Consider the following 14,773-nt stretch of genomic DNA (forward strand, 5'->3'; position numbering starts at 1 on the left):
GCAGCGCAGAATATCAAAAAAATGACCCTCCTGCTTAACAGGAGGGTCTAAAAACTCGATGTTCAATTGATTTTTCATTCAAAAACAAAGAGCTTGATGGTCAAAACCTTAGTTTCTCAACAAGCTGAAAAAAGAGCCGTCGCAACGGCTCTTTTTTGTTTTCTTATCGCTGTCCTTTGATGTATGGAATCCCATTCGCTTTTGGTGCATTGGCACGGCCAATGAACCCTGCTAAAGCCAGGATAGTCAGTACGTACGGCAGAATCAGCAAGAAGACGTTTGGAATATCTTGAATATACGGAATGGATGGCCCGACAATACTCAAGGATTGGGCGAATCCGAAGAACAACGCTGCGCCCATTGCGCCAAGCGGATGCCATTTACCGAAGATCATCGCTGCAAGCGCCATGAACCCTTGGCCGTTGATCGTTGCGTGGCCAAAGTCGCCAGAGATGGTCTGTGCGTAGATTGCGCCGCCGATTCCCGCTAAAGCACCGGAAATCATAACAGCTACATAACGCATTCTCGCAACGTTGATCCCCATGGTATCTGCAGCCATCGGGTGTTCGCCGACAGAGCGAAGACGCAGGCCGAATGGCGTTTTGTAAATAACAAACCAGGCAAAAATCGCAACCGCGATCGCCAAGACCGAAGTATAGTAAACCGAGCTGAAGAACATCGGTCCGATTACTGGAATATCAGACAAAAACGGAATATCGTTGCGCGAAAAACGCTCTGTGATAAAGTCCGTCTGCCCCTTGCCAAAAATCTTTTTCACTAAGTACAACGCCAATGCAATAGCCAATAAGTTGATGGCAACACCGGATACTGTTTGGTCTGCACGGAATGAAATCGAAGCAACCGCATGGACAAGCGATAATAGCAAAGCGGCAACCATTGCCGCAATTAATGCCAGCCAAGGTGTTGCATTTCCGAATGTATCGGCAAAAAACAAGTTAAACAATATGCCCACAAAGGCACCAATGACCATCAAACCTTCGAGGCCGATATTGATGACACCCGATCTCTCGGAAAACACACCGCCGATAGCAACTAAAATGAGCGGGGCTGCATAAAATATCGCTGAAGGAACGATGAAATACAAAACTTCTAAGAAACTCATATTACTTCGCCTCCTTCTTCTTAGCCGCACGCAGCAGGAACAAGCGGATGACATATCCTGATGCCACAAAGAAAATAATTACGGCAATAACAATTTCAACAATCTCCAACGGAATACCAGCTGCGTTCGGCATATTCAGCGCTCCGTATTTCAGGGAACCGAAAAGCGTAGCTCCAAAAATAACACCAAGCGGCGTGTTCATGCCCAATAAGGCAACGGCGATTCCATCAAATCCAATTCCGGTAAATCCGGCTTTCGAAGATACATATTCAAATGTTCCCAGTGCTTCCATTGCGCCGCCAAGACCGGCGAAAGCTCCGGAAATCACCATTGCAAGGACAATGTTTTTATTAACATTCATCCCGGCATATTGAGAGGCATTATGGTTAAAGCCGACTGCTTTTAATTCAAAGCCTAAGGTTGTCTTTTCCAAGATGAACCACATTACACCGACCATCGCTAATGCAAGGATAATGCCGTAGTGAAGACGGGAGAATTCTGTCAGGTTTTCAAAAAACTCAGAGCGCAATGACGCACTGGCAAAAATGGATTCAGTGCGGTCTCCGCCGTCTGAAACGGTTTTGATCAATGCATTTGTCACATGAAGTGCAATATAGTTCATCATGATCGTGACAATAACTTCATGAACATGGAACTTCGCCTTTAACAGACCCGGCACAAATCCCCAAAGTGCGCCCGCTGCCGCAGCTGCTAAAATCGCAAGCGGCAAGTGGATGATTTTCGGCAATTCGACTGCTACGCCGACATATGCTGCAGCGAACCAGCCGACAATCAATTGCCCTTCCACTCCGATATTGAATAACCCGGAACGGAAAGCAAAAGCCACCGCTAAACCGGCTAATAGATACGGCGTAATTTGCCGCAATGTTTCCCCGACTGTATATAAGTCTCCAAAAATTCCGTTCCATAGAGCAAGGTAGCCATCGACTGGATTGTATCCACTGACCAGCATAATAATCGCTCCGACGATTAACCCTAAAATAACGGAAATGACAGGGACCAGAATATTTGTTGCTTTAGTCGACATGCTGATCCTCACCTTCTCTTTCTAACCCGTTTTTCGATTTTTCACGGACGTGATGACCAGCCATCAACAATCCCAATTCTTGTTCCGTTGTTTCTTCCGGTTTTACGATATCGACGATTTCGCCGTCATGGATAACCGCAATGCGGTCAGAAACGTTCATGACTTCATCCAGTTCAAACGAAATCAATAGTACAGCTTTTCCATTGTCCCGCTGCTCAATCAGGCGGCTATGGATAAATTCAATTGCTCCAACATCCAGCCCCCGGGTTGGCAATGCAGCAATCAGCAGATCCGGATTGCGGTCCACTTCACGGCCGATAATGGCCTTTTGCTGGTTCCCGCCGGACAATGCCCGCGCCGGTTCATGCGGCCCTTGCGTCCGGACATCGTAGGCGGCAATAATGTCTTTTGCTTTTTGGTCAATCTTGTCGTAATCGATAATTCCGCCTTTGGAAATCGGTGCCGTGTAGTAAGTCTGCAAAGAAATGTTATGGCCTATCGGGAAGTCCAAAACCAAGCCGTGTTTGTGTCGATCCTGAGGAATATGCCCAACTCCGGATTCGGTCACTTTTCTCGGTTTCATATTGGTGATGTCTTTTCCGTGAATAGTGATAAGTCCGCTTTTCACTTTGCGGAGCCCGGTAATCGCTTCAATCAATTCCGACTGTCCATTGCCGTCGATTCCCGCAATTCCGACAATTTCACCTTGACGGACATTCAAATCCAGGCTTTTCACCATTTCAACGCCTCGGTAGTCTTCGACAACGAGCTTTTGAACGTTCAAAATAACGTCTTTTGGATTTGCCGGCGTTTTAACCGTTTTAAATTCCACTTGCCGCCCGACCATCAGTGAAGCCAATTCAGCCGGACTTGTTTCAGAAGTCGTGACGGTTCCCACGCCCTGCCCTTTACGGATAACGGTTACCCGGTCCGAGACATCCATGATTTCTTTCAGTTTATGGGTAATTAAAATAATTGATTTCCCTTCGGCGATCAGTCGTTTCATGATCTGGATCAATTCCACGATTTCCTGCGGCGTCAACGAAGCCGTCGGCTCATCAAAAATCAAAATTTCAGCGCCTCTGTACAAGGTTTTCAAGATTTCCACACGCTGCTGCATGCCGACTGAAATATCTTGGATGACTGCATGCGGATCTACGTTCAGTCCGTATTGCTCCGACACTTCTTGTACACGTTTTGCTGCGTCTTTTTTATTGGTGATGCCGAATTTGGTCGGTTCGCTTCCCAAGATGATGTTTTCGGTGACGGTAAAGTTTTCGACCAGCATAAAGTGCTGATGCACCATCCCGATGCCCAAATCGTTTGCGACGTTCGGATTCGTGATGTCGACTTTTTTGCCGCGTACCCGGATTTCTCCGCCATCCGGCTGATATAAACCGAAAAGGACATTCATCAAGGTTGACTTGCCTGCTCCGTTTTCACCGAGTAATGCGTGAATTTCGCCCTTTTTCAACTGCAGGGTTATATTGTCATTCGCAACAAAATTCCCGAACACTTTGCGGATATTGAGCATTTCGATTACATGTTCCACTGTTTCCACTCCTTCGAAAACTGCTGACTTCTTATTTTTTTAATTAATACAGGAAAGGCTTTTATTACTAAAAACCTTTCATCTATTATTAATTTTCCAAAAATAGACGAAAAAAAATCATAAAGACCGGATTCCCCGGTCTTTATGATGACCGTATCTAGTGTGCTTATTTCAAAGTTTCTGGTACAGTGATTTCGCCGCTGGCGATTTTCTCTTTGTACTCATTGACTTTAGCCATAACGTCTTCCGGGATTGCTCCGCGTGAATCTGCAAGGCCTACACCGTCTTCAGCCAAACCGTAAGTGATTGTTTCGCCGCCTGGGAAGTTTCCTTCTTTGGCTTTGTTTGAAATATCGATAACCGCTTTGTCTACCCCTTTAAGAACGGATGTCAATGTTACGTTCGCATCGCCAACTTGTCCTTCGTCGTACTGGTCAGCATCTACGCCGATAACCCAAACATTTGCATCCGGGTTAGCTTCTTTGCGCTCTTTTGCTTCAGTGAATACACCGTTACCTGTACCGCCTGCTGCGTGGAAGACGATATCTGCACCAGCAGAGTACATGCGGTTAGCTGTTGTTTTACCCAATTCAGCTTTATCAAAAGCCCCTGTGTATTGAACATCAACTTCAACTGAAGGGTCTACTGCTTTAACCCCTTCTTTGAATCCTGCTTCAAAACGTTCGATAACTGGAATTTCCATCCCGCCAACAAAGCCGATTTTCTTCGATTCTGTCATCAAAGCTGCTGCTACACCCGCAAGGTAAGCTCCTTCTTGCTCTTTGAACAATACGCTTGCTACGTTATCAGCTTCAACGACTGCATCGATAATCCCGATTTGAGCTTCCGGCTGCTGTTCAGCAATTTCTTTTACAGCGCCTTCCATCAAGAATCCGATACCGAAGACTACATCAAAATCGCGGCGGATCAAATTGTTCAGGTTGGTATTGTAATCAGCATCAGAAGCTGATTGCAGATAGTCAATTCCACCGTCACCTTTTTTCAGGCCGTTTTCTTCACCAAATGCTTGTAATCCTTCCCAAGCGGATTGGTTGAATGATTTATCATCCACACCGCCGACATCTGTAACCATGGCAACTGAGAAATCGCTCTTCTCTTCGCCGCTTCCAGAATCGCCAGTTGAAGTGCCTTCCTCACTGCCGCAAGCAGCCAGCATAGTTCCTGCAGCAAGCATCATCGAAAGACCCAGACCAAATTTACGTTTTGTCAATGTAATAACCCCCAAGGTAATTTTTTCATATTAGCAGGAATTTGCCGTTTTACACACGTTTGCGAACTACATGGAAACTGAATTTATCAGCCCGGAAGTAGTTCTTTGAATAAAGCACCACACGATCGTCTTCATCGTAATGGAGCTGTTTTAACTCAAGTAAAGCAGTTTCCGGATCGCATTCCAAAATCGGCGAAGCTTGTTCATGATAGCCGACTGGATCGATAAAGGTGACCGCATAGGATATACGCACATCCCCGGATTCCTCTATTGCAGAGAAAATGGAACTTTCTTTGCGCCCGAGAAAATCAGCCGGCAAATAACTCGAAGGAACTTGATCGAGGCAATAGACGACCGGTTCTCCGTTGGCTGTTCGGACGCGTTCAATAGTAATAATTGTCTCATCGGCTTCAAAATGAAAGCGTTTTAAATCATCCTCTGAAGGAGGAGCCTCTGAAGTGCTTAAGTAGATGACACCCGGCTCCATTCCAGCTTGCCGGATCATGTCCGACACACTCGTCAATTGTTCAATGCCCGATGAAAAGACGGGCTTCGGGTTGACGAATGTGCCGACGCCATGCCGACGAACAATGATATTATCTTCTTCCAACAACCGCAGCGCTTCTCTCAAAGTTGCGCGGCTGACTCCAAGTGTTTTTGCCAATTCGAATTCGGAAGGCAACTTTTCTTTTTCTTTGTACAATCCGGCAGCAATATCCTGCTTCATCCGATCGATCACTTGAAGATACAGAGCACGATGATCCGATTTTATTGTCATGCGATTCACCACCAATGACAGAGATCAGACATCTGATGTAAAACATTCCTACTAATCAAAATTACTATAACACTTATTCAAAACTAAATAAATAGTCTTTTGTCGAATTTCGCGAATTTTCGTTCCAAAACTTTTAACAGGTGTAATCATATCGTCACAAAAAACGCTTGTTTTTTCAATAGTCTTCCTGCTTTGGAACTAAAACCGTACGGGGCTTACTGCCCTCGTAAGGGCCAACGACGCCGCGCTGCTCCATTTGGTCTATGATGCGGGCCGCACGGGAATAGCCGACGCGGAAGCGTCGTTGCAGCATGGAAACCGATGCTGTCTGCATTTCCGAAACCAATTGCACTGCTTCATCGTAAATCTCGTCCGTGTCATCGTCGATCGCCGATTCTTCCACTTCGGTCGGAATCATGTCTTCCTGGTATTGGGCTTTTTGCTGTTCAATTGCAAAATCAACCACTTTTTCCACTTCCGAGTCTGACAAGAAAGCGCCTTGCACACGCACCGGTTTCGATTTGCCGGCGCCAAGGAACAACATGTCGCCGCGGCCCAGCAATTTCTCTGCTCCGCCCATATCCAGAATCGTCCGGGAGTCGATGGCAGAAGAAACAGCAAACGCAATCCGGGACGGGATATTCGCTTTGATGACGCCTGTGATGACATTGACGCTCGGGCGCTGTGTGGCAATGATCAGATGGATGCCCGCTGCACGCGCCATTTGTGCCAAACGCGTGATGGCATCTTCCACTTCATTTGAAGCGACCATCATCAGATCCGCCAATTCATCGACGATTACCACGATAAATGGCAATTTCGGATGCTTTTCTTCATTTTCTTCATTGAAAACCCGGACATACTCGTTGTAGCCTTCGATGTTCCGTGTTCCGGTATGCGAGAACAATTCGTATCTTCTTTCCATCTCGGACACGATTTTCTTTAAGGCCTGTGCAGCTTTTCTTGGATCTGTCACAACAGGGGCCAATAAATGCGGAATGCCGTTATAGACATTCAGTTCAACCATCTTCGGATCGATCATCATCATTTTCACTTCATGCGGCTTTGCCCGCATGATGATGCTCGTAATGATGCCGTTGATGCACACAGATTTCCCGCTTCCAGTCGAACCGGCAACAAGCAAATGCGGCATTTTATTGAGCTCGGTCATAACGGCTTGGCCTGTTACATCGCGGCCCAGTCCAAACAGCAATTTCGATTCCGGCTTGTCGTTTTCTTCCGATTCCAGCACTTCACGCAGGCTGACAATCGCCACTTCGGAATTCGGCACTTCGATGCCGATGGCGGACTTGCCGGGAATCGGTGCTTCAATCCGGATATCCCGGGCAGCTAGTGCCAGTGCCAGGTCGTCGTGCAAGGACACGATTTTGCTGACTTTGACGCCTGTATCCGGAAGCACTTCATATTTTGTGACAGCTGGCCCCAAATGGACTTGCGTCACTTTGGCGCGGACGCCGAAACTTTGGAATGTTTTTTCCAGCTTTTTCGCGTTTTTCTGGATTCCGGAATACTCGCCGCTTTGGTCAGAGTGCGGAGGCAACGTCAGTAAATCGAGAGGCGGCAGCTGGTATTCTTCATTTTCCATTTCTTCTCCGGTAGATAAAGTCACTTCTCCTGTCTCTGTGTCGACTTGCTCTACAGGAGGTGCTTCCGCTTTTTTCGGCCGGACGTTCTCTGTGAACGCTGAAATGATCGGCTCTTCCTGTTCCATTACATGAACCGTTTCTTCTTCGTCGAATTCCAGTGCATCATCAACTTCAATCACTTGCTCAGGCTGTTCTTTCTTCCGCGGTGCCGGCAGGCGTTTTTGTTTTGGCTTGCTTGGTTTCAAGCGGGCCAAAGTAGATTCGAGTGCCGGACGCAAACTTGGCACTTTTTCCGCAATATACGGAGCGGCCGTTTTGCCGGTCAAAATAATGGCGCCGATTGACAGCAAGATAAACGCTACAATCCAAGTGCCCGCTGTGTCGAACAGCACGTGGAACATGGCATAAAGCACAGCTCCAAACAATCCGCCGCCGCTTGCCGTATAAGTTTCCCAAAGCGATCCGGTGACTTGCGTCGATCGCATTGTCTCACCAAGCACATTGCCTGAAGTGATGGGCAAAATCGATCCTGCTGCCCAAATCAAATGGCAAATCAATAAAATACCGGTAAGGAGAAATACAGAGCTTGCCGCAATTTTCATCCGCGGTTTCGGCCAGTGCCGTTTCACCATGATATGGGCCGCTAACAGCAGCAAGAGAATTGGCACAAAAATCGCCAAATACCCCGTCAATAATTCAGCAGTATTCAATAATATCTTTCCGATCACTCCAAGCTGAAAAGCCATGAGAACCGCAACACCAATCAGCAGCAATCCGATCACTTCATACCCGATCATGGACATCGGCTGTTTTTTCTTTTTGGCTGCCGGCTTTTTCCGTGCAACTGTTTTCGGTTTTTTCTTTGCCTGTGCCCGTGGCATATCGATCCCTCTTTCCCTTAAAATTGAAAAAGGATTTCCACCGAGTAGTTCGGTATGGAAATCCTTTCACTTTCTGTCTCTTAGTATTCCATGATAATTGGAATAATCATCGGACGGCGTTTTGTTTGCTGGAATAAATAAGAATTCAACGTGTCCCGAATTTCCTGTTTGATATTATTCCATTCAAAAGCGTCTTTTACTACGTATTTTTCGACAATTTTGCGCACCAATTGAGTGGACTCTTCCATAAGCTGTTCGGACTCACGGACATATACAAATCCGCGGGAAATCATTTCCGGTCCGGAAGCGATTTTCTTCTCTTTGCGGTTCAACGTGACAACCACGATAAAGATGCCGTCCTGTGACAGGAGTTTCCGGTCGCGAAGGACGATGTTGCCGACGTCACCGATGCCGATGCCGTCAATCAGGACATTTCCTGCAGTAACACGGCCGCTCATGCGGACTTTCCCGCCTTTGTATTCGACAATATCCCCTTTATCCGCGATAAAGATATCGGATTTGTGCATACCGATTTGCTGAGCCAATTTGGAATGGGCAATCAGCATTTTGTATTCGCCTTGGATCGGGATAAAGTATTTCGGCTTCATCATGTTCAGCATCATTTTCAAGTCTTCCTGGCTGCCATGCCCGGAAACGTGGACTTTTTTGCTGGAAGTCAATACATTGGCGCCGGCTTTCGCTAATTTGTTCATCGTCTGGAACATTTGGACTTCCATGCCTGGAGACGGTGTAAATGTAATCATAACCGTGTCCGTGTCTTTAATTTTCACATCTTTATGCTGTTTGCGCACCATTTTGTCCAGTGCTTCCAAAGGTTCCCCCTGGTTGCCTGTTACAATGATGACGACTTCTTCATCGCGGTACTGTTCCAGCTCTTTGATGGAGATGACGGTTTCTTCATCGACTGCCAAGTAACCGAGGCGCAAGCCGACTTCGTAGCTGCTCTCCAGGCTTTTTCCTACGACTGCCACTTTTTTGCCTGTAGCTTTGGCATTATCAAATACTTGCTGAATCCGGATAAAGTTGGATGAATACAGCGATACTAGAATACGGCCTTCTGCCGCTAAAAATGCAGACAATAAGTGATCGGAAACAACCGTTTCAGGCGTTGTATGCCCTGGACGCTCCGCTTCAGTTGAATCGGACAATAAGATCAAGACGCCATCTTCGCCCAATTTCGCCATTTTGGCGATGTCCGGCTTATAGCTTCCTCTTGCCGACTGGTCGAATTTAAATTCTCCCGTATGGACAATTGCGCCTTCAGATGTATGGAAGACAATTCCAAGCGCATCCGGAATGCTGTGTGTTGTATGGAAAAACGTCACATGCGTTTTGTCGAAGTTCATGCGGCTTTTGTTCGTTACTTCGAAAAACTTCACATGTTTCAATGAACCCTGTTCTTTGATATGTTCTTTTGCCAAGGCAATCGTCAGCTTCGAGCCGTATACCGGTGCCTGGATTTTCTTCAGCAAGTAAGCAATGGAGCCAATTGCATCTTCATGGCCGTGCGTCAGGAAAATGCCTTTCACCCGGTCTTTGTTTTCTTCCAGGAAAGAGATATCCGGAATGACAATGTCAATGCCCAGCATTTCATCTTCCGGGAACATCAACCCGCTGTCCACTACAAATAAATCTTCATCAATTTCAATGACGTACATCGCTTTACCGATTTCGCCGACTCCGCCAAGCGGGATTACTCTAATTAATTCGTTTTTTATTTTACTCAATATATTTCCTCCTATAATTTACCCGTACACATCCATAGACCTTATTATACGGGAATACAAGGAAACAGTCCAAAGAAAAAATAAACCGGACCCCAGTCCGGTTTATCGTGTAGGGATTTTTTATTCAATTTTTTGTTTAGACAATGCCTTGTTCAATCATCGATTCAGCGATTTGGACTGAATTCAATGATGCGCCTTTGATCAAGTTATCCGAAACGACCCACAGGTGGAAGCCTCGTGGATTATCCAAGTCCTGGCGAATCCGTCCGACAAAAACTTCATCGAGCCCTGCCGCCATCAACGGCATTGGATATACCTGGTTTGACGGGTCGTCCATCAACTCCACACCCGGAGCTGCAGCAATGGCCTGCTTGACTTCCTCAAGGGTTGGTGCAGCTTCCAATTCGATATAAACCGATTCTGAGTGGCCTGTGACTACCGGAAGGCGCACGCATGTCGCTGCAACGGATAAAGTATCGTCGTGCATGATTTTCTTCGTTTCATTGATCATTTTCATTTCTTCAAACGTATAGCCGTTTTCCGTGAACTGATCGATTTGTGGAATGGCATTAAAGGCGATCGGATAATGGCGTTCAGCGGACTTCACCGGCAGCACTTTTGCGTCTGCATTCGGCGCATTATCAAAATCGGCGGCCTGGTCCTTCAATTCGTTGATGGCGTTAATGCCGGCACCAGACACCGCCTGATAAGTGGAAACGACGATTTTATTCAGGCCAAACTGCTCTTTTAAAGGCTGCAAAGCGCAAACCATTTGAATCGTCGAACAGTTCGGGTTGGCGATGATCCCTTTATGCTGAGCAATATCGGACGGATTGACTTCCGGCACGACAAGCGGCACTTCTTTGTCCATGCGGAACGCACTCGTATTATCGATGACGACTGCCCCCCGTTTAACCGCTTCCGGCGCAAATTTCTCTGAAATGCTGCCGCCTGCGCTGAACAATGCGATGTCAATGCCTTCAAACGATTCCGGCTTTGCTTCTTGCACGGTATAAGTTTCCCCTTTAAATTCAATTTCCTGCCCCGCCGAACGGCTCGACGCCAGGAAAACTATTTGATTGATTGGAAAATTTCTTTTCTCAAGCTGCTCTTTCATTTGCTGTCCTACTGCACCAGTTGCTCCCATAATTGCTACGTTATAAGTTTTCACACAACTCTCTCCTTCAATGATGATTGGCGTAATTGTAACACAATTTAACACACTAGAGGAATGGCTTGTTTTAAAATCTTCAGTTTTGTTGCTTTTTGCCCTATTTAACATGCGTTCTTAAAAAAAGCTATAAAAAAAGCTCCCTTTTTCAAGGAAGCTTACTTGGAACGGATAATGGAAATTGCCGGATCGCCTGCGAGCAATTCCATCAATGAAGTCACTTTTTCAATGGATACTTGATCGATTAAACGAAGCACTTCATCATACGGCTGATGCTTTTCGAGCAGCAATTCATTTTTTCCGTTGCGGCTCATGCGGGCACTTGTACTTTCAAGCCCAAGCATGATATTGCCTTTCATCTGCTCTTTTGAATCACTCACTTCTTCCAGAGTCAGCCCGTTTTTCCGCATGTCGAGCAGCGAAGAAACGATGACTTCCTGAAGTTCAGGCATTTGCTCATTCGACGTTCCGCCGTAAATAGCAAGTGCACCGTGGTCGGAATAGGCCGAGTGGTAGGAGTAAATCGAATAAGCCAATCCACGTTCTTCCCGAATTTCCTGGAATAGGCGGGACGACATGGACCCTCCGATGATATTGTTCAAAACCACAAGATTGTAGATGCTTTCGTCCTTTATAGACATGCCCGGATACCCTAAGCAAAGATGCCCTTGTTCGGTTTCTTTATGCTTTAACGAATGGCCCGCTGTGAAGCCTGGGAACCGGTACTGCTTGTCATGGTTTTTCCGTTGGAATGACCCAAACAGCTGCTCAATCAACTCGATCAAATGAGGCGTGATATTTCCCGCGACCGAAATCACAGTATTGTCCGGCGTGTAATGCCGTTCCATAAAGCGCTCAATTTTATCTTTGGTAAAACTCTTCAAGGTATGGACGGTCCCCAAAATCGGAGCTCCCATGGAATGATGCGGATACATCACTTTCCATAATTGTTCATGGACGTCATCGTCCGGCATATCTTCCGTCATGCTGATTTCTTCAATGACCACTTGGCGTTCCTTGTCGATTTCAGCCGGGTCTAATTTTGAATGGAAGAACATATCGGCCAAAACTGCGACTGCGTGTTCCGCATGCTCATCCAGCACCTTGGCGTAATAGCAGGTATATTCCTTTGACGTATAGGCGTTGATGTCTCCGCCAATCCGGTCAAATTCCCGCGCAATTTGCTTGGCGGTCCGTGTTTCTGTGCCTTTAAACAGCATGTGTTCGATAAAATGCGTCATGCCATTTTCTTTCGGCAGCTCATCGCGTGAACCCGCTTTTACAAATACACCTACTGCAACAGAACGAAAATGCGGTATCGATTCGGAAACAATTCGAAGTCCGTTGCTGCATACATGTGTAGTTACCAATCCATCATTCCTCCTGATACGAAAAAATTGCCAACATATGCTGGCAATTTCGTTTGCTTATTGATTTGCTTGTTCAGTTGCTTCTTTTTCTTCTTTTAAAACCACTTTGCGTGAAAGGTTTACACGGCCTTGGCGGTCAATTTCGATTACTTTGACTTTGACTACATCATCCAATTTCAAGACGTCTTCCACTTCTTTTGTCCGTTCTTCCTGGATTTCTGAAATGTGAAGAAGTCCGTCTTTGCCTGGGAATAGCTCCACAAAAGCACCAAATTTCTCAATGCGTTTCACTTTGCCTTCGTAGTATTCGCCCACTTTCGCTTCGCGGACAATGTTTTCAATCATCGCTTTCGCTTTTGCGTTCATTTCCTGGTCAACCGAAGAAATGAAGATGGTGCCGTCTTGTTCTGTGTCGATTTTAACGCCTGTTTCATCGATGATTTTGTTGATCACTTTGCCGCCAGGTCCAATAACGTCGCGGATCTTGTCCGGATTGATCTTAACCATGATGATTTTTGGAGCAAATTTAGACAGCTGTTCCCGTGGTTCTGAAATGGTCGCAATCATTGATTCCAGAATGTGGATTCTTCCAATCTGGGCTTGCGTCAATGCTTCTTCCAGAATTTCACGCGACAATCCGTCAATCTTGATGTCCATTTGAAGAGCTGTAATGCCTTTGGCAGTACCGGCTACTTTAAAGTCCATATCGCCAAGGTGGTCTTCCATGCCTTGAATATCTGAAAGAACCGTATAGTTCTCGCCTTTTTTAACCAATCCCATCGCAATTCCGGCTACAGGTGCTTTAAGCGGCACTCCAGCATCCATCATTGCAAGCGTTGATGCACAAATACTTGCTTGGGAAGTGGATCCATTGGATTCCAGAACTTCTGCAACCAGGCGGATTGTATAAGGGAATTCTTTTTCATCTGGAATAACAGCTTCAAGAGCCCGTTCACCCAGCGCACCATGGCCGATTTCACGGCGTCCCGGTCCGCGAAGGAATCCAGTTTCCCCTACTGAGAACAACGGGAAGTTGTAATGGTGCATAAAGCGTTTTGTATCTTCGATTCCAAGGCCGTCAATAATTTGAACGTCGCCGAGTGCGCCAAGCGTACAAATGCTCATTGCCTGCGTCTGGCCGCGCGTAAACAAACCAGAACCGTGCGTGCGGTTTAAAATGCCGACTTCAGAAGACAATGGGCGAATTTCTGAAGGTGTACGACCGTCCGGACGGACTTTTTCGTCCGTGATCAAACGGCGGACTTCATCTTTTACCATTTTATCAAGGATTTGGCCCACTTGTTTTTTCACATCTTCATCCGCTTCAGCGTATGATTCCATGACACGGTCTTTAACCGCTGCAATCGCTTCGTTGCGCGCCACTTTTTCTGCTGTTTGCACAGCTGCATTCATATCGTCTTCAGAAAGCGCTTTGATCGCTTCTGTTAAAGTAGGATCTAATTCATACAGTTGGATAGCCGTTTTTTCTTTGCCGACTTCTTCTGCAATTTGTTCCTGGAAAGCAATCAATCGCTTGATTTCTTCGTGGCCGAACATGATGGCTTCAAGAATCGCTTCTTCTGAAACTTCTTTCGCTCCAGCTTCCACCATATTGATCGCATCTTTCGTACCGGCAACGGTCAAGTTCATGGAACTTTTCTCCAGCTGGTCGTTTGTCGGATTGATGATGTACTCCCCGTCGATCATGCCGACGATAACACCGGCAATCGGTCCGCCAAATGGAATATCAGAGATCATCAATGAAAGAGATGATCCGAACATTGCTGCCATTTCAGAAGGGCAATCCTGATCAACAGACATGACCATTGAAATGACCTGGACTTCGTTGCGGAAGCCGTCAGGGAACAATGGACGGATAGGACGGTCAATCAAACGGCTTGTCAAAGTCGCTTTTTCAGAAGGGCGACCTTCCCGTTTGATAAAACCGCCTGGTATTTTGCCGACTGCATATAAACGCTCTTCGTAGTTTACTGTGAGCGGGAAGAAATCGGTATTTTTTGGAGTTTTAGACGCTGTAGCAGTCGACAATACTGCCGTATCGCCGTATCGGATCAACGCTGCACCATTGGCTTGTTTCGCTAATTGGCCAACTTCAACCTGTAATTCGCGGCCTGCCCAATCAAATGTATAAACTTTTTTCGTTTGCTCCATAATCGAGCTCCTCTCTCTTACACTGTTTCATCATTCTCTTTATCCCGCTTTAACGGTCAGTAAGATCTCCCGCGGGAGATCCACTAGCCGTA

At 46.4% G+C, this 14,773-nt stretch carries 10 protein-coding genes; all 10 read right to left on the reverse strand.

From position 1 onward, the window contains the following. Positions 1-163: 163 nt before the first annotated feature. Positions 164-1,123 (reverse strand): ABC transporter permease, encoded by a 960-nt coding sequence (locus HU147_RS03130; RefSeq protein WP_224074875.1) that lies wholly within the window; start codon positions 1,121-1,123, stop codon positions 164-166. A 1-nt stretch (position 1,124) separates the two neighbouring features. Beyond that, a complete protein-coding gene (locus tag HU147_RS03135) occupies positions 1,125-2,171 on the reverse strand; it encodes an ABC transporter permease (RefSeq protein ID WP_224074876.1) in 1,047 nt (348 codons plus the stop codon). Next, positions 2,161-3,723, reverse strand: a complete 1,563-nt coding sequence (locus HU147_RS03140) for an ABC transporter ATP-binding protein (protein WP_224074877.1) — start codon at positions 3,721-3,723, stop codon at positions 2,161-2,163. Before HU147_RS03140 ends, HU147_RS03135 begins: the two co-directional genes overlap by 11 nt. A 166-nt stretch (positions 3,724-3,889) precedes the next feature. Then, entirely contained in the window at positions 3,890-4,954 is a 1,065-nt protein-coding gene (locus HU147_RS03145) for a BMP family lipoprotein (protein WP_224074878.1), read from the reverse strand. A 49-nt stretch (positions 4,955-5,003) separates the two neighbouring features. After that, on the reverse strand, positions 5,004-5,732 hold the full coding sequence (locus HU147_RS03150) for a GntR family transcriptional regulator (protein WP_224074879.1): 729 nt from the start codon (positions 5,730-5,732) through the stop codon (positions 5,004-5,006). 175 nt (positions 5,733-5,907) lie between these two features. Further along, positions 5,908-8,220: an FtsK/SpoIIIE family DNA translocase gene (locus HU147_RS03155; protein ID WP_224074880.1), complete on the reverse strand. Its 2,313-nt coding sequence runs from the start codon at positions 8,218-8,220 to the stop codon at positions 5,908-5,910. An 80-nt stretch (positions 8,221-8,300) separates the two neighbouring features. Beyond that, positions 8,301-9,968 carry a ribonuclease J gene (locus tag HU147_RS03160; protein WP_224074881.1) on the reverse strand — a complete coding sequence of 556 codons (1,668 nt, stop codon included), beginning with the start codon at positions 9,966-9,968 and terminating at the stop codon, positions 8,301-8,303. 136 nt (positions 9,969-10,104) lie between these two features. Further along, on the reverse strand, positions 10,105-11,115 hold the full coding sequence (locus HU147_RS03165; RefSeq protein WP_440137288.1) for an aspartate-semialdehyde dehydrogenase: 1,011 nt from the start codon (positions 11,113-11,115) through the stop codon (positions 10,105-10,107). 182 nt (positions 11,116-11,297) lie between these two features. Beyond that, the gene (locus HU147_RS03170) at positions 11,298-12,509 is read right to left on the reverse strand and encodes a M16 family metallopeptidase (protein WP_224074883.1); all 1,212 of its coding nucleotides are present in this window, start codon (positions 12,507-12,509) and stop codon (positions 11,298-11,300) included. 57 nt (positions 12,510-12,566) lie between these two features. Then, the gene (gene pnp, locus HU147_RS03175; RefSeq protein ID WP_224074884.1) at positions 12,567-14,681 is read right to left on the reverse strand and encodes a polyribonucleotide nucleotidyltransferase; all 2,115 of its coding nucleotides are present in this window, start codon (positions 14,679-14,681) and stop codon (positions 12,567-12,569) included. Positions 14,682-14,773 lie beyond the last annotated feature (92 nt).

Origin of the sequence: Planococcus chinensis (assembly GCF_020071995.1) — a bacterium.
GTDB lineage: Bacteria > Bacillota > Bacilli > Bacillales_A > Planococcaceae > Planococcus > Planococcus chinensis_A.